Origin of the sequence: Streptomyces sp. NPDC057136, assembly GCF_042670885.1 — a bacterium.
Classification (GTDB): Bacteria; Actinomycetota; Actinomycetes; order Streptomycetales; family Streptomycetaceae; genus Streptomyces.
Genome location: NZ_JBHUUV010000001.1, coordinates 50903 through 70265 on the forward strand (window position 1 = coordinate 50903; position 19363 = coordinate 70265).

Here is a 19363-nt window from a genome sequence, read left to right on the forward strand (position 1 = left end):
GTCTCACCAGCCCCTGCTACCGACGCTCCTGTCCGCCTTCCGCGCCGACTGCCGGTGGTTGCCCCTCGAATCCGTTCGCCCAGTACCGCCCCCTCAGCGACAGGTCGAGAAGCATCTCGGTGACCGCCTCGGGCGACAGCGGGCGCGGATCGGTCTCCAGCCACCACTGGAGTACGGAGATCTGCTCGCCGACCCAGGCGCGGGCGAGGACCTCGACGTCGATGCGGGGTGTCACTCCGAAGTGCTCGGCGCGGGCACTGAACACCGCGGCCGCCGCCTGTGTCCGTGCCTCCACGAGCCGGCGCAGCGCCCGCCCGTCGCCTTCACCGCGTAGCACGACCCGGTAGGCGTCTCGTTCTTCGTCGGCGTGGCGGAACATCTCCAGGACCGGTTTGCCGGTGAAGCCCTGCGCGTCGGTGGGCACGAGTGGCCGGAGCCGGCGGTCCAGCTCCTCCTGGAGATCGGCCACGACTTGGCCGAGCAGGTCGTCCTTGTCCGTGTAGTGGCTGTAGAACGTCGCGCGTCCCAGGTCGGCGCGCTCGGTGATGTCCTCGACCTTGACGTCCGCGTAGCCCCGTTCCAACACCAGTGACACCAGCGCGTCTCTGAGCAGACGTCGGCTGCGTCGTACGCGGCGATCCCCCACCTCTGGCGACATCGGCCCTCCTCACAGTCTTGATCGGATTGCAGACTACACCCCCATTGACACCCAGACAGTTTCTGGACACGCTGTCCAGCATTGGCCGTCAAGGCAAATAGCTGCCAGGTCATATGAGTGCACCGAGTGCAGAGTAGGGATGTGATTCGCCAGTGAATCTGGGCAGTTACCTCAGCCGCAGCAGTACGTTCTGGCCCGAGCATGAGGCTCTGGTCTGCGAGGAACAGCGATGGACCTACCGGGAGTTGGAGGACTCCACCAACCGGCTCGCGTCCGCTCTGCTCGTACGTGGCATCCGGCCGGGGCAGGCCGTCGCGACCTTCGCGGGCAACTGCGGGCAGCTCGTCGAGACGGAGATGGCCCTGTGCAAGGGCGGCTTCCTGCGCGTGCCGATCAATTCGCGCCTCGCCGCCGAGGAGGTCGAGCACATCCTCGACTACGCCGCCGTACGTGTCCTGTTCACCGACAGCGCGCACGCCGAGACCGCTCGTCGTGCCGTCGCCCGCGCAGGCGCCGACTGCCTGGTCGTCGACTACGACAACGGCGTCGAAGGTGTCACGCACTACAGCGCCCTGCTGGCCGAGGGCACTGCCTCCGAGCCTGTCGCCGTCGACGTGCGCGAGGACGATCCCGCCGTACTGAACTTCACCTCGGGCTCGACCGGCAAGCTCAAGGCCGCCGTGCAGACCCAGGGCAACCGGCTCGCCAACATGCGCAAGCTCCTGATGACCCCGGGCGGCGGTCCCTCCACGGCCGAGCGCTATCTCGCCGCCGGACCCATCACACACGCCACCGGCATGGGGCTGCTCGCGTCCCTGTCCCGGGGCTCCACCGTCGTCGTCCTGCCCAAGTGGGACGCGGAGCTGTTCCTGCGCACCATCGAGGCCGAACGGATCACGACGACCTTCCTGGTGCCCACCATGCTGAACATGGTCCTGGCCCACCCGCATCTCGCCGGGCACGACCTGTCGTCCCTGACCTCTGTGCGCGTCGGGGGCGCTCCGGTGTCACCACAGCGGCTGCGTCAGGCGGTCGACGCGTTCGGGCCAGTGCTCATGCAGGGGTACGGACTCGGGGAGACCACCAGCGGCATCACCGTGCTGACCCCCGAGGACGTGGCGGCCGGTATCACCACCGACCCCGACCTGCTGATGTCGTGCGGGCGTCCCGTCTTCGACACGGAGGTGCGAGTCGTCGACGACAGCGGCGAGCCCGTACCGGCCGGGAGCCACGGCGAGATCGTCGCGCGCGGACCGGACTGCGTGCGCGCGTACTGGAAAGAGCCGGAGCTGTCCGCCGAGACCTTCCGCGACGGCTGGGTGCACACCGGCGACATCGGCTACCTGCGCGAAGACGGCTACCTGTTCATCGTCGACCGCAAGAAAGACATGATCATTTCCGGCGGTTTCAACATCTACTGCAGCGAGGTCGAAGCCGCGCTCTACGAGCACCCAGCCGTAGCCGAGGCATGCGTGGTGGGTGTGCCCGACGAGGAGTGGGGCGAGGCCGTCAAGGCGGTCGTCGTACGGAGCGAGGGCGCGGCGCTGTCCGAGGGTGAACTCATCGAGTTCTGCGTCGAGCGACTGGCCCGTATCAAAAAGCCCAAGTCGGTCGACTTCGTGGGCTCCCTCCCCGTCAACCGCAACGGCAAGACCGACCGCCGCGCCGTACGCGACCGCTACTGGTCCGGCAGTGCCCGCAACGTCCACTGACCTACCACCGGAGCCGATCACTCATGCCCTTCTCTCTGACCCCCGCCTACGACGACAATCCCCGTCTGGCCGATCTCGTCGGCCGCCTGCGCGAGTACCTCGACGGTGAACTCGCCGCCTACGAATCCGACCTGGGCCTGACCCACGAGTCCGTCTACACCCGCTCGGTGCTCGAACCCGTCTGGAAGCGCAGCCGCGAGCTCGGTTTCTACGGCATCCATCTGCCCGCGGAGCAAGGCGGCCAGGGCCTGACCTTCACCGAACTTGCCGCCCTGAAGGAGGAGGTGGGTGCCTCCGGGCGGGTGCTTCAGCACAGCGTGCTCGGCGACATGGGCGGGCCGCTGCGGGCCGGCTCCATCCTTCAGTACGCCACCGACGAGCAGTTGGGGAGGTACCTGCTGCCGGTCATCCGTGGCGAGCGAGCCTGCTGTTTCTCGCTCACCGAGACCGATGCGGGCTCCGACGTACGCGCCATGCGCACCACCGCAACCCCGGACGGCGAGGGCTGGCGCATCACCGGCCACAAGGTGTTTTCCTCCGCAGGGCCCTTCGCCGACTTCTCCGTCCTCATCGCGCGCATGGCCGAGGCGGCGGCCGAGGACGGCACCCCGCCGGGCAAGCCGAGGTTCTCCGCGTTCCTCGTCGACCTCGACGCGCCCGGCGTCACCGTCGAAGCGGGCGAGACCCCGATGTCCGGCGAGCACATCGAGAGCGACATCATCCTCGACGACTGCTACGTCGGCCCCGGACAGCTCCTCGGCAACGTCGGTGACGGCCTGCGCATCGGTCTGGGCCGCGTCACCACCAACCGCCTCCTGCACTGCCCGACCGCCCTCGGTGGCGCCCGCCGTGCCCTCGCGCTCAGCGTCGATTTCGCCCGTACCCGGCAGGTCTTCGGCGCCCCGCTCGGCGCCCTGCAGTCCATCCAGCACAAGCTCGCTGACATGGCCACCGCCTACTACGCGGCGCGCTCCATGACGTACGACGCGCTGGCCGCCCTGGATGCCGGCGCCGAGCCGCAGACGGAGGCGTTCATGTGCAAGCTCCAGGTCGCCGAGAGCGCATTCCGGATCGCGGACGAGGCCGTACAGATCCACGGCAAGGCCGGGCTCGTACGCGGCTCCGAAGTGGAGCTGCTGTTCCGGCAGTTGCGGATGTTCCGGATCCTCACCGGGTCCTCCGAGATCCAGCGGAACGCCATCGCGGGCTCGCTGCTTCTCGGCGACCGGCCACGCGGCTGACCCTCCACGTCCCGACCGGCCCGGCTCCGGTACATGAAAGGCCCGATCCACCCAGCTCCGTCCTCACACCACCCCGCCCCCGCCGCACCGGAGGTCAGCACACCGTGGACAGTGTCGTCCCCGCCCTCAGCGTGGGAGACCGGCTCGACCGGCTCCCTCTCACCTCGTTCCACCGCAGACTCGTCGTCGCGCTGGCCGGAATGATCCTCTTCGAGTGGATCGAAACCCACTCCTTCGCATTCGCCGCACCGATTCTGCGCGAACAGTGGGACCTGCCGATCTCCGGGCTCGCGGCAGTCGTCGCGGTCAGCTCACTCGGCGCGTTCACCGGCGGCGTCCTGGGCGGCTGGCTGGCCGACCGGGTCGGGCGACGGCGCACGCTCCTCGCCTTCGCCGTCGTCTACTGCCTGGCCGCCCTGTCGGCCACGCTGGTGCAGTCGCCGGAACAGCTTCTGGTGGCACGCACCGCCGTGCAGTTCGGCGCGCAGGGCACGGCCGTGGTCGCCATCGTCGTCCTCTCCGAGTTCGTGCCCGCCACCGCTCGCGGACGCATGCAGACGTACAAGGTGGCTCTCGGGTCACTCGGCATCCCGATCGCCGCCTGGTCGGGGTATTTCCTGCTGCCCCAGTGGAGTTGGGGATGGCGCGTGCTGTTCGGGCTGGGAGCGTGCGGGGCCGTCTTCGCCGTGCTCGTGTGGCGATGGGTGCCTGAGAGCCCGCGCTGGCTGGCCGCTCAAGGACAGACGGAGCGCGCCCATGAGATCGTCTGCGACATCGAACGCGCCTGTGGGGTGAGACCGTCGGACCCGGCACCCTCACTGCCTCCGGAGGGCGCCCGGTCCGCTGCCGGAGCAAGGCCCCGCGTCCGCGCGGGCGACCTGATCACCGGCGCGTACCGGCGCAGGTTCCTCATCGTGACGACCCTGTGGACCACCGGCCTTCTCGCGTACTCCTCCTTCAACACCTGGACCCCCACCCTCCTCACGGACAACGGCCTCACACTCGACGACACCCTGCTGCTGTCCGCCGTCCTCGCCACGGCGGCCCCCATCGGCGCGCTCGTCGCCGCACCGCTCATCGACCGCTGGGACCGACGCACGACGCAACTGGTCCTCGGCGCCCTGAGCGCGACGGTGCTGCTGCTGTTCAGCGTGGCCCGATCCCACGCGACGATCCTCGTCTTCGGATTCGCCGTCAGCATGCTGTTCCAGATGGCCGTGCCCTTCATGCAGGTCTACTCCGCCGAGGTGTTCCCCACCCGGATCCGCGCCGTCGGCTCCGGCACCGCCAACGCACTCTCCCGGATCGTCAACTTCGCAAGCCCCGTCCTGGTGACCGCCGTCTACGCAGGTCTCGGCTACACGGCCGTCTTCGTTCTCCTCGCCGCCCTGGCCGCGACGGGCGGATGCGCCGTGTACCTCTTCGGGCCGCGCTCCACGGGCGTCAGCCTGGAGGACGCCGCCTCCGGCGGGAACACGACACCAGCCCCGGCCACATGCCCTACTCGTACCGACACCACAATGGAGAACGTATGACCGCCTCGGCCAGTGCCAACGCCTGGAAGCACGTCGGTCCCGCCGGCCTCTTCGACCTCGGCGAGCTGTACGACACCAAGAGCCTCGACGTAGTGATCGAGAAGGACGCGGTCGAGAAGAGCACCGCCCGGCCCGGCGCCCACGTGCGCAAGATCGTCCTCGCCTTCACCAGCCAGCGATGGCACGGCATGACCTGGCGTCACCCTGTCCACGTCTACGCCCCTGCCCACACCCTTGAGTACCCCCCGGACCACGGAATCGCGGGCATCATCGGTACCGAGGCCGACTTCTGGAACGCTCCCGGCCACGAGCGCCGCGTCATCCCCGAGACCGGCCAGGAGACGGAGAGGGAGTACGCGGAAGGTGTCGCCGTCGATCTCGGCATCCCAGTCATGATCTTCGCAACCCCTCCCGAACTCCCCATCGACATGAACGAGTCGGACCTCAACGGCTACAGCAACCGAAAGTTCTTCGAGACGGGCGACTTCACCTGGTACGGCTACTACCCCGTCGCCACGTCCTATCTGCGCGCCATCACCCTCCTGACGACCCTCCCGGGACTCGGCGTCCGCAAGGCCGTACTGTTCGGCCACTCCAAACGCGGCATCGGCTCGAGCATCGCAACAGGCGTGGACCCCGACCGCCTCGCAGGCATCGTGACGACGGGCACCAACGGGATGAACATGCTGGAGGCCACCGCCCGCAAGATCGGCCAGCTCGGCATGGACATCGCCGGCCCCTCGACGCGCAGGGAGGGCCTCGGATTCCTCCCCGCCGACGCACAGTTGAGAATGTTCAACACCCCGCTCGGCTTCGAGGCGCTCAAGCGATTCGACCCGTACTTCTGGCGCGACTCCATCACGACGCCATGGCTCGTCGTCAACGGCACGAACGACCCGTTCTTCGCCGTGGACGTCGCACAGAGCATGCGGCACGCGAAGGGACCGACCACCCTCCTCGCCGTCGAAAACCTCGCCCACACCTGGGTTTCGCAGAAGATCCTCGCTGCCTGGCGGATGTGGCTGGACCACCTCGCCCACGGACACCCCCTCCCCACCCTCGACGACCTGCCAGTCGACCGTTCCGCCGAGCACCTCACCGTGACCACACGCACAGACATTCCGATCACGGCAGCCCACCTCGCCACTGCCCGCATCCCAGGTACGGACTGGCGCCAGGCCAAGTGGTCCCTGACCGCCATGACACCGACAGCCGACGGGACATACCGCGTCAGCGTCCCCTTCCCTGCGGACACGAGCATGGCCTGGTACGTGGAGCTGCGGCACGGAACCCCGTCGGGCCCCGGGTTCGTCACCTCAGCGGTCAAGGTCGAAGGGCCTGGGGTCTGAACTGGAAACTCCCAGGCACAGAGCGTGCCGGCGCTTTCGTTGAGCTGAGGTTGCGATGTGCCCTTAGGCTGCGGGGGTGAGGGTGACGTCGTGCATCCTGAGACGGCCCCGCCCCCCGGGTGGTGGCCCGGGTTGCCTGCCTCCTCCTCCTTGAGCAAAAGGCGTCCAGGGCTCTGCGATGCGACATCACCGGCCCCGAGTTGATCCAGGCCCCCGTTGCCGAGCACCGTCGCTCCGCGGCAGTGCTCACAAGACGGTGAGCAGTCGGTCGCCGCGGAGGTCGCGCCTCATGGCCACGAAGCCCGATCATCTGTACCCGCGCACCCAGCCTGACGTCGGAAACCCGTCAAATTCGAGGACAGGGGTTCGGACTGTCGGCCTCGGTGATCTCCCATGTACCTCCCCGTGACATATTGCAGGGTTTCGGCGTTCGTCTCACTCACCCGCTCACGTCCCCACATCTCACATCTCTTCAGGGGCGGGGGGTGGGGCCACTCGCCAGACCTCCCCACGTATTCGCCGCCGGACGGAGATCTCCACACCTGGCTTCACATACCAGCGCTTCGTGGTCGTGACGTTGGTGCGCCTGGCCCACCGGGCAAGGAGGTGGTCTGGCACCGCACCGTTCGCGAGGTGCGTGAAGCAACTCGCGCGGGCATCGTACAAGCGGACCCGCCGCAGCGCGTTCTCGGCCATGACCTTGTACGCCCACACGCGCAGATGACGCCCGTTGAGTGCCCTCCCAAGTTCGTCCACGAGCATGTCCCCGCGATCCCGACCCAGCCCGCAGAGCCGGAAACGGGCGGCACCGACCCGGCGAACCGGTTCGCGGTCCCCCTTGCTGATCCGCACCGTGTCCCCGTCCCCGCCGCCCGCGAGGACCTCGATGCGGGTGCCCGTCTCCTGCACGGGGAAAGGTGGTTGGCGAATTCCGAGGCGCGTATGACGGTGTTCTCCCGGCTGGCCTGGTGCAATGACCGGCGCCGCCATTCCGCACTCGGTCACATCAGCCCGGTCGAGTTCGAACGACGCTCGATCAACTCAGGTAGGTACGCGGCTGTACGCGAAGTGAGGACGCCGCGCCTGCCGAGAAACGGGCGGCCGCCACCCCGTGCGACTCACCCCTTGCTGATCCGCACCGTGCTCCCCGCTCTGTCCTCCGCGAGGACATCGATGCGGGTACCTGTGCCGGGGTCGGTGAAGGTCTGGCCCGGCTTGTACGCGGCCATGTCCAGTTGGGTGCAGCCTGTCGGCGGGACGGCGGCCGGGTCTGGGTTCATGATCCTCACCGGCCCCTCGCCGGTCTGGGCCGCCGAGTCGACTTTGTAGATCAGGACGCCCGTGGAACAGGCGGCCTCGTCGTTGCCCTCGGCTCGGCGTGACTCGGCGACGTACGCGGTCGTCTCACCGGTGCGCAGTACGGCGATCTTGGTGCCGCCCGGTCGTTCCACCGGAGTCAGCCGGACCGTGCGTTGGCCCCGTACGGGCAGACAGGCGACCTGCGCGTCGTGGGTCCAGCCGAGCTTCCAGGAGTGCCAGCCGAGGTACTGCGGGGCGTGTCCTGCGATGTCGCCCATGACGTCCCAGCCGCCCGCGTGCTGGTGGGTGTCCCCGGCGAAGGAGTACAGGTCGGGCAGTCCGAAGGTGTGGGCGGTCTCGTGGGCGACGACCTTGGGACCCCAGCGCCATATGTCCTGGCCGAAGGTGACCGCCCATTTCAGGCGGGTGCCGTCTGCGGTGATGCCGGGAGTCGCCGGGTCGTGGAGGTAGGTCGGGGAGAAGGAGACGGCCCTTGCCGCCTTGGTGGGGACGACGTGGACCATGTCATAGCGGGAGAGGTCCGCGTACGGGTCGGCGGCCGTGATCGCGTCGCGCACGTACTCCTCGTGGGTCTCGAAGGTGAGGCCGCGCTGGAAACCGTACGAGGTGGAGTCGGCGGGCATCCGGATCCAGCGGTGCAGCGGGGTGACGGCGAGGCGGGACCGTCCGTAGCTGGCCCGGCTCATCCAGTCTGCGGCGGGGGCGAGTTGGGCGGCGTAGGGACGGGTGGATTCGGTGGCCCGGGCGTCGGGGAAGTCCACGAACAGGGTCAGGACCCGGCGTACCCCGGTGGCCCGCTGGAACTGAACCCGGTCGGTGTCATGGCCCTCGTCGGTCCAACCCGTCCTGCCGGGGAGGGCGCACCCGGCGGCCGGAGCGGTGCTGCCGGCCGGGGCACTCCCTGTCGCCGTGGGGGGTGTGGTGAGGCCCGAGGCGAGGGTGATCGCGGCGGCGAGCGGCCCCAGACAGGTCGATGCAATACACATGGAACTCCCAACAGGATTCTGGGCGAGGGGATTTGGTTACGCGCGGCCTGCGGCCAGGTCCATCAGGCGCGACAGCACGCGGCCGCCGGAAGCGGTGACGCCGTCGTGCTCCCATTCGTTGGTGACCCACACCCGGGCCGTACCGACTGCGCGCGCGGTACTCAGGGAGAGCCCGGCGTCGACGTACATGTCGTCGTGGTAGACGACCGCGGCGAGCGGGACTTGGTTGGCGGCCAGGCGGCGAAGGTCGTACAGCGGGGGCCAGTCCGTGCGCCGGGCGAGCAGGTCGGCGGCGTCGGCGAACGGGCGCAGGCCCTCGATCTCGCGGAACATCCAGGGGTAGATCATTTCGCCGGTGAGAAGGAGGGGGTCCGCGTCCTCGGCGAACTCGGGGAAGCCGGCCATGGCCCGGGACGCCGCCCAGCCGGTGGGTCCCGCCCCCTGTCCGAACAGCGACTCCTGCAGGACGGCGAAGAGCGGGTTGTCGGTGAAGCCGGTCAGGACCGCCACCTGGTGGAGGAAGGTGTCGGTCGGCTCTCCTTCCACGTCCAGGGCTTCGTCGAGCAGCCAGTGGATCCGCTCGAAGCCGTCGCCCATGCCGAGTGCGAGGCCGAGGGTGCGCAGGCGGCGGGGGGTGAGGCGGTCGCCGTCGGGCAGCAGTACCTCGTCCTTGGCGAGCCGGTCCGCCAGGGTGCGCAGCCGGCCGGCGTCGTGCGGGTAGTGGGCGTAGAAGTCGCGGACGCGGTCGCGGACCCGGGGGTAGGTTCGGGCGTAGACGTCGTCGGCGGTCGCGGCGAGGCCGGGCAGCCCGCCGGTGACGTAGCACGACCGCAGCCCCTCGGGGGCCTGCGAGAGATAGGTGAGGGTGATGAAGCCGCCGTAGCTCTGTCCGAGGGTCTCCCAGGGTTTGTCGCCGCACAGTTGACGGCGTATCAGCTCGGCGTCGGCGACGATCGCGTCCGCGCGGAAGTGGCCGAGGTACGCGGCGAGCCGGGCGGGGTCGGCGAAGCGGGAGGCCGAGCGGGCGGTGACGGGGGTGGAGCGGCCGGTGCCGCGCTGGTCGAGGAGGAGAACCCGGTGGGTCTTGAGCGCCTGGGGCAGCCAGCCGGGCGAACCGGCCGTCGGGCGAGGTGACTTGCCGCCTGGCCCGCCCTGCAGATAGAGCAGCCAGGGCAGTTGGTCATGCGCCCGCCCGGGATCGGCGACCTCGCGGGCGAAGACCTGGACCGTCGGGCCGCCGGGGGCCGCGTGGTCCAGGGGGACGGTGAAGGTGTGATCGACGGTCGCGTACGCGGGGTGCATGGGTCTCTTTCCGGGCCGCATGGCACATGGTGGTGTGTGACATTGCATAAGCGAGTGTGGTGCGGCCTCTCGTGGCAGGAAAGCCCCCGGGGGCGCATAACTCCGCGTTATGGGCCCACCGGGTCAGTCCTTGAGGGCGCGCCTCGCCTTGCCCTGCCCAGAATGCCGCCCGCCGGATCCTTCGGCGCCTTCGCCCCTGGCCCAGAGAGAACGGACGTGCCCCAGGTGCCGGGCCATGCACTTCTCTGCCGCCTTCGCGTCGCCCGCCAGCATCAGGTCCAGCAGTTCGATGTGCTCCTCGGCGGACGGGATGAGCTCGCCGCGCTCGTCCAGCGCGGTCAGGCCGTAGAGGCGGGAGCGCTTGCGGAGGTCGCCGACCGTCTCGACGAGCCGGTCGTTGCCTGAGAGCGCGAGCAGGGAGAGGTGAAAGCAGCGGTCGGCTTCCAGATAGCCGATGAGATCGTGATCCCGGGCGGCGCGCACGATCTCGTCCGCCACCGGGCGCAGCGCCTGGAGCTCTTCGCGGGAGGCGCTGCAGGTAACCCGGCCGACCGTGGGGACCTCGATGAGCGCCCGGATCTCCGTGTACTGGTCGAGGTCCCGCTCGTCCACCTCGGTGACGCGGAACCCCTTGTTGCGGACGGGCTCGACCAGGCCTTCACGGGCCAGGTCGAGCATCGCCTCGCGGACGGGCGTGGCCGAGATCCCGAAGTCCTCGGCGAGTGCAGGTGCTGAGTACACCTGGCCCGGGTGCAGCTCCCCCGAGATCAGGGCGGCCCGCAGGGCATGGGCGACCTGGTCGCGCAGCCGTTCACGGGTGGCGCCGAGGTTGCGCTGCTTCAGGTGCCCCATGGTGTTCCCTTCGTGCCGACCGAGATCACCAGAGTACAATGTCACGTTGCTTTCGCAGGTGACAGGGTGTACGTGCGGCTGGAGGAGTAGAACTCCAGGGCCGCGCGGCCCTGTTCGCGCGGGCCGTGGCTGGATGCCTTGGCGCCACCGAACGGGAGGTGGAAGTCGACACCTGTGGACGGTGCGTTGATCCGGATCATCCCGGTGTCGATCCGGTCCAGGCCGCCGATGGCCGCGTCCCAGTCGGTGGTGTGGACCGAGGTGACCAAGCCGTACGGAACGGAGTTGGTGGTCCGCACCGCGTGGGCGAGGTCGTCGGCGGACAGCAGGGCCGCCACGGGGCCGAAGACCTCTTCGCGCAGCAGCCGGTGCCCGGGGGGCACCTTCTCCACGAGGGTTGGGGCGGCGTACCAGCCTGGCCCGTCGGGCACCGTGCCGCCGACGAGCGCGGCCAGGCCGTGCCAGGCCTCGGCGACCTGGTCGCGGGCGTATGCGCTGATGAGGGGCCCGCATACGGTCGCGGGGTCAGCCGGGTCGCCCACCACAAGGGACTTCAGCGCCTCGGAGAGCGCATCGCGCAAGGGGTCGAGGGCCGCTCCGACGGCGATCACTCGGCTGGTGGCGGTGCACTTCTGTCCCGCGTACCCGGCGATCGAGGCGGCGATGTGAGCGGCCGCCTGCTCGATGTCCGCGTCCGGCAGGACGATCGCGGCGTTGAGGCCGCCCATCTCTGCCTGGACGGGAATGCCCCGCGCGGTGGCCGAGCGCGCCACCGCCTGACCGACTGCGGTCGAGCCGGTGAAGGAGACGACGTCCGCCGCGTGGACCAGAGCGTTTCCTTCGGTGGCGCCTCCGGGGACGACCGTGAACACCCCCGTGGGCAGCGCCCGTTGGATGATCTCGTCGAGCCGCTGGGCGCAGGCCGTCGCGTCGGGGGCGGGCTTGAGCACCACCGCGTTGCCGGCCGCGAGGGCGGGCGCCGCCTTCCAGCTGGGGATCGCGTAGGGGAAGTTCCACGGCGTGATGAGGCCCGCTACGCCGTGCGGGCGGCGGCGGCTGAGCAGCAGACCCGCCCCTGCGGCGGGTTCGTGGACGGCGCCGACGGGCTCGTACGGAGCCTGGGCGTAGTACCGCCAGATCGCGGCGGTCCGCGCGACTTCGGCCCGGGCCTCGGCGAGCGGCTTGCCGACCTCGCGCACGGCGAGTGCGGCCAGCTCGTCCGCTGCTACGTCGATGGCGGCGGCGACCGCGCCGAGCGCCGTCGACCGGGCGGCCGCGCCGCCTGCCAGCCAGCCCGGCTGAGCGGCGCGCGCCCGCTCGACGGCATCGGCCGTGGCGAACGCCCCGGGGGAGGCGATCTGTACGAGGACGTCGTCGGGGTCGGCTGGGTTGCGGGAGATGAGCGAGAGGCTTGCGAGGGCGGTCACAGGAGGAAACCTCCGGGGAAGGGGTCGTCCGGGTCGAGGAAGTACTGGGCGGTGCCGGTGATCCAGGCGCGTCCGGTGATGGCGGGCACGACGGCGGGGCGCCCGCCGACCTCTGTCTCGGCCAGGAGGCGGCCGGTGAAGCGCGTGCCGATGAAGGACTCGTTGACGAATTCGCGGCCGAGCGGCAGTGCGCCGCGCGCGTGCAGCTGGGCCATCCGGGCCGAGGTGCCCGTACCGCACGGTGAGCGGTCGAACCAGCCGGGGTGGATCGCCATCGCGTGCCGCGAATGGTGGGCGTCGGAGCCGGGGGCTGCGAGGTAGACGTGCTTGACCCCGGCGATCTCCGGCTTCTCCGGATGGACGGGCCGGTCGGGCGATGCGTTGATCGCGTCCATGATGGCGAGGCCCGCCGTGCGCAGGTCGTCCTTGCGGGCGAGGTCGAAGGGCAGCCCCAGGTCGTCCAGGTGGACGAAGGCGTAGAAGTTGCCGCCGAACGCGAGGTCGTAGGTCACCGTCCCGAATCCGGGGACGTCCGCCTTGAGGTCCAGGCCGACACTGAAGGCGGGCACGTTGGTGAAGGTGACCGACTTCGCTGCGCCGTCCTCGACCCGTACGTCGACGGAGACGAGGCCTGCGGGGGTGTCGAGCCGCACCGTCGTGACCGGTTCGGTCACAGGCACCATCCCGGTCTCGACGAGGACCGTGGCGACTCCGATGGTGCCGTGGCCGCACATGGGCAGCAACCCGGACACCTCGATGTACAGGACGCCGTAGTCGGCGTCGGGCCGGGTGGGCGGCTGGAGGATCGCTCCGCTCATGGCGGCGTGGCCGCGCGGCTCGTACATCAGGAGCGTACGGAGATGGTCAAGGTGCTCGATGAAGTGTAGCCGCCGCTCGGCCATGGTGGCGCCCGGGATCACCCCGACGCCACCGGTGATCACTCGGGTGGGCATGCCCTCGGTGTGCGAGTCGACGGCGTGGAAGACATGACGTGTACGCACGAACTCTCCTTGTCTGACGACTGTGTTGGCGATCAGTGGTGGCCCTCGGCGATGGCCTTCTCCGTCGCTTCCCGTACACCGGCCTCGATGGCTCCGGTGAGCTGGGTGCGCGGCGGGCGGACCGGTCCTCCGTGGTGTCCCGCGATGTCCATGGACAGCTTGATGGACTGGACGAACTCGGTCTTGGAGTCCCAGCGAAGCAGCGAGTGCAGCGACTTGTAGAGGGGCGTCGCCGCGCGCAGGTCACCGGAGACGGCTGCGTGGTACAGCGCCGCGCAGGTGGCAGGGAAGGCGTTGGGGTAGCCCGCGACCCAGCCGACCGCACCGGCCACGGCGAGTTCGAGCAGGACGTCGTCCGCACCGATCAACAGGTCGAGCTCCGGGGCGAGTTCGGCGATCTCGTACGCCCTGCGGACGTCGCCGGTGAATTCCTTGACAGCGACGATGTGACCGTCCTGGTGCAGCCGGGCGAGCAGTGCGGGGGTGAGGTCGACCTTGGTGTCGATGGGGTTGTTGTACGCCACGACCGGCAGCCCCGCCTTGGTGACTTCGGCGTAGTGCGCACGGACGGCCTCCTCGTCGGCGCGGTAGGCGTTGGGCGGCAGGAGGAGCACGGAGCCCGCGCCCGCCTCGGCGGCCTGGTCCGCCCAGCGACGGGACTCGGCGCTGCCGTAGGCGGCGACGCCGGGCATCACCCTTGCCCCGTCACCCGCGGCCTCGACGGCGACCTCGACGACGCGGGCCCGCTCTTCGTCGGTGAGGGTCTGGTACTCGCCGAGCGAGCCGTTGGGGACGACGCCGTCGCAGCCGTTGTCGATGAGCCGGCGGACGTGCTCGGCGTAGGCGTCGTAGTCGACGGAGAGGTCGTCGCGCAGGGGAAGCGTGGTGGCGACCATGATGCCGCGCCACGGACGGGAGGTGTTCCAGGAGTTGGCGGTCATAGCTGTCAGCCTTCTGTAGTGTGTGACATTTTATTGTGGTACGGCGCCCCGCGAGGGGCGCGTCTCTCGGTGGTCTTCGGTTCTCGGCGGCATGCGGTTCTCGGCGGCATTCGATTCTCAGTGGTCTTCGGTCGGCTCGTCGAGCGAGCCGAGCACCGCAAGCGGCACGGGGACGGCCAGGAGGCGGCGCTCGTCCGACGGAGGAACGCCGCCGCCCGCCGCGAGGCAGGCCACGGCCGCACCGCACATCCGGCCCTGGCACCACCCCATGCCCGCGCGGGTGAGGAGCTTGGCGGTCCGCGCGTCGTGGGCGCCGAGCTCGTCGACCGCCTCGCGGATCCGCCCGGCGGTCACCTCCTCGCAGCGGCACACGTCGGTGTCGTCGGAAAGCCAGGACGGCCAGCCCGTTCCCGGGGCGTGGGACGCGGCCATGACGTCGGCGAAGACACGCATCCGGGCACGACGGCGGCGCAGTCGCCGGGCGCGGCGCAGCTGGCCGGGAGCGCTCTGCCCACCTTGGGCGCTCTGCCTGCGCAGCCGCGCAGCGACGGCAAGTGCCGCCAACTCACCCTCGGCGATGGCCAGCTGTGCGCCTCCCACGCCACCGGTCTCGCCCGCCGACCACACACCGGCCACCGAGGTCTCCTGGAGGTCGTCCAGGACGAGGGCGGTCGTCGCGTCGGCGGTACGGCGGGTGGCGCAGCCCAGCCCCGTGGCGAGTTCGATCTGGGGTGCGAGGCCATGGCCCACGGCGAGTGCGTCGCACTCGATGCGGCGCCCCGTCCCCGGCAAGGGCCGCCAGTCCCGGTCGAGCCGGGAGACGGTGACGGCCTCCACCCGCTGGGCCCCGTGCACTTCGGTGACCGCGCTGTGCAGCAGCGGCCGTACGCGGTGGCGCAGCAGCGCGGACCCGTGCACCACCGCCTCCGTCATCTTCTGCGGGTTCGCGGCGAGCGCCAGCGGGCGGCGGGCGTACCGGAGGTAGCCGGACGCCTCCACCACTGCGGGAACCCGCGCCCCGGCCGCGGCGAGCGAGGAGGCGACCGCGAGCAACAGGGGGCCGCTGCCCGCCACGACGATCCGGCTGCCCGGCAGGACGAGCCCCGACTTGAGCATCGCCTGCGCGCCTCCCGCCCCTACGACCCCGGGCAACGTCCAGCCAGGGAAAGGTAGTTGGCGCTCGTATGAACCGGTCGCAAGGAGCAGGGCGCGGGCCCGTACACGCACGGGCCGCTCCCCCTCGCCGTCGGCCCCGGTCACGGCGTGCACCGCCCAGTCGCCGTCCTGCCCGGTCACCGTCCAGACGTGGTGACCCGCGAGGTGGGCGACGCCGCTCGCCTCCTGTCTTCTGCGCAGTTCGACGAAAGCGGACCAGCCGTGGTGCAGGGCCTCGGGGCGCGCGACCCCGGCTGCCGGGTCCGGATGCCGGTAGAACTGGCCGCCGACCTGGCCGGATGCGTCCAACAGGGCGACGGAAAGGCCGAGTTCCGATGCGGTGGCGGCGCCGGAGAGCCCTGCGGGCCCGGCACCGATGACCGCGAGGTCGTACGGTTCAGACGCTGAGCTCGGCACGGCCGTCTCCCTCCTGGGTGGTGATCGTGTCGCCGGGGCGGGCCGGGACCAGACAGGCCCGGCGGTTGGGCTCCGCGTTGATGGTGGCGAGGCAGTCGTAGCACTGCCCGATGCCGCAGAAGGCGCCGCGCGGCCGGCCGCCGACGCGGGTGGTCCGCCAGGCGAGGATGCCCGCCGACCAGAGCGCGGCGGCGACTGACTGACCGGAGAGCGCGGGCACGGGGCGCCCGTCCAGAGTGATCTCGAACTGTGACTCGGGCTGCGCCCCGACCAGTCCTGCGGGGGTACGGGCCACTGGGGGCCTCCTCTCGTGTGCGGGCAGAGCACATGGCTCCGCGCAGGGGGTGGGGCGGGACGGGCAGCGGTCCCGGAGCTCGCCGGCTCAGATCGCTGCCCCGAAGCGGTCCGGCCTGAACGGCGCCATGTCCAGGGGCTGTTCGCCACCGGTCAGGCAGGCCGCGATGGCGAGTCCGGTGGCCGGGGCGAGGCCGATCCCTGCACCTTCGTGGCCGCAGGCGTGCAGCAGTCCCGAGGCGCGCGGGTCGGGGCCGATCGCGGGCAGGTGGTCCGGCAGGTACGGGCGGAAGCCCGCGTACGTCCGCATCACCCGCACCCCGGCGAGGACCGGGAAGAGGGCTGAGGCCCCCGTCGCGAGGCGTCGCAGCACCTCGGTGGACAGGGAACGGTCGAAGCCCACCCGTTCGCGACTCGCTCCGATCAGGACCGGCCCCGCAGGGGTGCCCTCGACCACGGCTGAGGTCTGGAGGGCGGCGGATCCGCTGGCCACGTCGGCAACGTAGTCGGCCGCGTACACCTTGTGCCGCACCACGCGCGGCAGCGGCTCGGTTACCAGGACGAATCCCCTGCGGGGCAGCACGGGCAGTTCCACGCCGGCGAGCCGGGCGAGTTCGCCGCCCCAGGTGCCGGCGGCGTTGACCACATGGGCGGCGTGGTGTTCGCCGCCCGCGGTCCGCACCCCGCGGACCTTCCCGCCCTCTCCAGTGAGGAGGCCGGTGACTTCCTCGCCGAGCCGCACCCGCACCCGCTCCCCCGCCGCCTTCAGCAGGTGGGCGGCGGCGAGGGCGGGCTGCACCTGGGCGTCCTGCGGGTAGTGGTAGCCACCCGCGAGGTCCGGGGCCAGATGCGGTTCCAGGTCGTGGAGCCGGTCGGCCGGGATCTCCTGCGCCTCGACCCCCGCCTTCCGCTGTTTGGCCGCGAAGTCGCGCAGGGCGCGCAGCCCCGCGTCGCCCGAGGCGACGACCAGGCCCCCTTTCGCCTCGTACTCGATGGCGGGCGGGAGCGAGACGGCCAGCTCCCGCCAGAGTTCGGCGGAGAGCAGGGCGAGTTCGAGTTCGGGTCCTGGTTCCTTGTCGGAGAGCAGGAGGTTTCCTTCTCCTGCGCCGGTCGTGCCGCCCGCAACGGGGCCGCGGTCGATGACGGTGACAGTGAGGCCGGTCCGGGCGGCGTAGTAGGCGCAGGCCGCGCCGACCACGCCCGCCCCAACAACGATGACGTCCGAGGAGTTTCTCGTGAGCACCTCAGTAATATTTCACATTGCACTCCCGCTGCCAAGGTCCCCGCCGGAAAGCCGTCGGGTTGGACACGGGTACGTAACGGAGTCGCGGGCATCTTGCCAGTACCATTTCACATTACTATGTTACAGGTCACATTCCAGCCGCCTCAGGCTTCCGACTGTTCACGGAGTGACCACTGATGAACAAGCGCACCCTGCACGCCGTCGCCACCGCCCTGGCGGCGACCGTCGCCCTCACCGCCGTCGGCTGTACCGACGGCAAGAGCGGCGGCGGCCAGGGCAAGAACGCCGGGAAGAACCCGGCAACTTCCAACGAGGGCAAGGTAGTTGGCGGCACCCCGCAGAAAGGCGGCACGCTGACCGTGCTGTCCGACCAGGACTTCACGCACCTCGATCCGGCCCGCAACTGGGTGGTGCGCGACATGGACTTCGGCACCCGACTGCTCTACCGCACCCTGGTGACGTACAAGGCCGAACCGGGCGCCAAGGGCGGGGAGCTGACCCCCGACCTCGCCGAAGACCTCGGTGTCTCCTCCAACAGGGCCAAGACCTGGACCTTCAAACTCAAGAAGGGCCTCAAGTACGAGGACGGGACGCCGATCACCGCCGCGGACGTCAAGTACAACGTGGAGCGGTCCTTCTCCCCCGACCTGCCCGGCGGCCCCGACTACGCGGCCCGCTACCTCGTCGGCGCCGACGGCTACCAGGGCCCGGCCAAGGGCAAGCACCTCGCCTCGATCAAGACCCCCGACGACCACACGATCGTCTTCGAACTCCGCAAGCCCTTCGCCGAGTTCCCCTACGCCACGGTGCTCCCCACCTTCTCCCCGGTTCCCAAGGACCAGGACAAGGGCCCCCGGTACGACAACCGCCCGTTTTCCTCGGGGCCGTACAAGATCGAGAGGTACGACCGGGACAAGCAGATGGTCCTGGTCCGCAACCCTCACTGGGACCCGGCGAGCGACACGGTGCGCAAGGCGTACCCGGACAGGATGGTCGTGGTGATGGGGCTCAAGGCCAACCAGATCGACGACCGGCTCATCGCCTCCCAGGGCCCGGACGCCTCCGCCGTCTCCTGGGGCCAGATGCGCCCCGCGAGCGCCCCCAAGGTGCTCACCAAGACCGACGTCAAGGCGCGGCTGCTCGCCGAGTCCACCAACTGCACCGAGATGGTGCAGATGCACACGGGGCGCGCACCGTTCGACAACGTCAAGGTCCGCCAGGCCGTGCAGTACGCCCTGGACCGTGAGGCCGTGATGACGGCGACCGGCGGGCCCGCGCTCAACGACACCGCGACGGCCCTGATGCCCGGCTCGCTCTTCGGCGGCAAGCAGCCCGACACCCTGTCCATCCCCGTCACCGGCGATGTGGAGAAGGCCAAGCAGCTGCTGAAGGAGGCGGGCAAGCCGGACGGGTTCAGCACCAGCATCACCGTTTCCAACGGCGACAAGGGGATCGGCGAGGCGGTGCAGCAGTCCCTCGGCCGGGCCGGGATCAAGGTCACCGTCGAGACCGTCGACCCGTCCGCCTTCTACGACTCCATCGGCGACACCAAGAGCCGCACCGACCTGATCTACACCGGCTGGTGCCCCGACTACCCCTCGGGCTCCACCTTCCTTCCGTTCGTCTTCGACGGCCGCTACATCAAGGAGAAGGGGAACTCCGGCAACCACTCGCTCTTCCGCGACAAGCCGACCATGCAGCGGATGGACGAGATCGCCGCCATGACGGATACCGCACAGGCCAACAAGGCATGGCAGGAACTCGACGGACAGATCCTCGCCAAGGCCCCGACGATGCCCGCCGTCATCGAGCGGTATCCGCTGCTGCTCGGCACCAACGTCGCCGGCGCCTTCGGGCACACCTCCTTCGGCGGGCAGGTCGACTACGCCACGGTCGGCCTCAAGGAACCCGCAAAGAGCAAGAACTGATG

16 protein-coding genes are annotated in these 19363 nt (G+C 70.1%); 5 read left to right on the forward strand and 11 right to left on the reverse strand.

Features of this window, described 5'->3' with window-relative positions; all coding sequences use genetic code 11:
• Positions 1–16: 16 nt before the first annotated feature.
• Positions 17–658, reverse strand: a complete 642-nt coding sequence (locus tag ACFT7S_RS00270; protein WP_382724946.1) for a TetR/AcrR family transcriptional regulator — start codon at positions 656–658, stop codon at positions 17–19.
• Between the two features lie 152 nt (positions 659–810).
• Here ACFT7S_RS00270 and ACFT7S_RS00275 point away from each other — a divergent pair, with 152 nt between their 5' ends.
• From ACFT7S_RS00275 to ACFT7S_RS00290, 4 genes are all read left to right on the forward strand, one after another.
• Positions 811–2370 carry a long-chain fatty acid--CoA ligase gene (locus tag ACFT7S_RS00275; RefSeq protein WP_382724948.1) on the forward strand — a complete coding sequence of 520 codons (1560 nt, stop codon included), beginning with the start codon at positions 811–813 and terminating at the stop codon, positions 2368–2370.
• A gap of 23 nt (positions 2371–2393) precedes the next feature.
• Positions 2394–3611 (forward strand): acyl-CoA dehydrogenase family protein, encoded by a 1218-nt coding sequence (locus ACFT7S_RS00280; RefSeq protein WP_382724950.1) that lies wholly within the window; start codon positions 2394–2396, stop codon positions 3609–3611.
• Positions 3612–3715: 104 nt separating this feature from the next.
• Positions 3716–5146 carry an MFS transporter gene (locus tag ACFT7S_RS00285; protein ID WP_382724952.1) on the forward strand — a complete coding sequence of 477 codons (1431 nt, stop codon included), beginning with the start codon at positions 3716–3718 and terminating at the stop codon, positions 5144–5146.
• A complete protein-coding gene (locus ACFT7S_RS00290; RefSeq protein ID WP_382724954.1) occupies positions 5143–6495 on the forward strand; it encodes a PhoPQ-activated protein PqaA family protein in 1353 nt (450 codons plus the stop codon). The genes ACFT7S_RS00285 and ACFT7S_RS00290 overlap by 4 nt, the downstream gene beginning before the upstream one ends.
• A gap of 462 nt (positions 6496–6957) precedes the next feature.
• Here the strand turns inward: ACFT7S_RS00290 and ACFT7S_RS00295 are convergent, their stop codons facing one another.
• The 10 genes from ACFT7S_RS00295 to ACFT7S_RS00340 form a co-directional block, all read right to left on the reverse strand.
• Positions 6958–7404 carry a hypothetical protein gene (locus ACFT7S_RS00295; RefSeq protein WP_382724956.1) on the reverse strand — a complete coding sequence of 149 codons (447 nt, stop codon included), beginning with the start codon at positions 7402–7404 and terminating at the stop codon, positions 6958–6960.
• A gap of 209 nt (positions 7405–7613) precedes the next feature.
• A complete protein-coding gene (locus ACFT7S_RS00300; RefSeq protein ID WP_382724958.1) occupies positions 7614–8801 on the reverse strand; it encodes a M6 family metalloprotease domain-containing protein in 1188 nt (395 codons plus the stop codon).
• A 36-nt stretch (positions 8802–8837) separates the two neighbouring features.
• Positions 8838–10103 carry an alpha/beta fold hydrolase gene (locus ACFT7S_RS00305; protein WP_382724959.1) on the reverse strand — a complete coding sequence of 422 codons (1266 nt, stop codon included), beginning with the start codon at positions 10101–10103 and terminating at the stop codon, positions 8838–8840.
• Between the two features lie 123 nt (positions 10104–10226).
• Complete coding sequence (locus tag ACFT7S_RS00310; RefSeq protein ID WP_382724961.1) at positions 10227–10955, reverse strand: GntR family transcriptional regulator; 729 nt, start codon at positions 10953–10955, stop codon at positions 10227–10229.
• Between the two features lie 41 nt (positions 10956–10996).
• Positions 10997–12382 (reverse strand): aldehyde dehydrogenase family protein, encoded by a 1386-nt coding sequence (locus ACFT7S_RS00315; protein ID WP_382724963.1) that lies wholly within the window; start codon positions 12380–12382, stop codon positions 10997–10999.
• Complete coding sequence (locus ACFT7S_RS00320; RefSeq protein WP_382724965.1) at positions 12379–13383, reverse strand: proline racemase family protein; 1005 nt, start codon at positions 13381–13383, stop codon at positions 12379–12381. The genes ACFT7S_RS00315 and ACFT7S_RS00320 overlap by 4 nt, the downstream gene beginning before the upstream one ends.
• Positions 13384–13415: 32 nt before the next feature.
• A complete protein-coding gene (locus ACFT7S_RS00325) occupies positions 13416–14324 on the reverse strand; it encodes a dihydrodipicolinate synthase family protein (RefSeq protein ID WP_382724967.1) in 909 nt (302 codons plus the stop codon).
• Between the two features lie 117 nt (positions 14325–14441).
• Positions 14442–15896, reverse strand: a complete 1455-nt coding sequence (locus ACFT7S_RS00330) for an FAD-dependent oxidoreductase (protein ID WP_382724969.1) — start codon at positions 15894–15896, stop codon at positions 14442–14444.
• Complete coding sequence (locus tag ACFT7S_RS00335) at positions 15877–16191, reverse strand: (2Fe-2S)-binding protein (RefSeq protein WP_382724970.1); 315 nt, start codon at positions 16189–16191, stop codon at positions 15877–15879. The genes ACFT7S_RS00330 and ACFT7S_RS00335 overlap by 20 nt, the downstream gene beginning before the upstream one ends.
• A gap of 87 nt (positions 16192–16278) precedes the next feature.
• Positions 16279–17433, reverse strand: a complete 1155-nt coding sequence (locus ACFT7S_RS00340) for an NAD(P)/FAD-dependent oxidoreductase (RefSeq protein WP_382724972.1) — start codon at positions 17431–17433, stop codon at positions 16279–16281.
• Positions 17434–17609: 176 nt separating this feature from the next.
• On the opposite strand from ACFT7S_RS00340, the gene ACFT7S_RS00345 reads away from it, so the two are divergent.
• Positions 17610–19361, forward strand: coding sequence for an ABC transporter substrate-binding protein (locus ACFT7S_RS00345; protein ID WP_382724974.1), 1752 nt, complete (start codon positions 17610–17612; stop codon positions 19359–19361).
• The last annotated feature ends 2 nt before the right edge of the window (positions 19362–19363 follow it).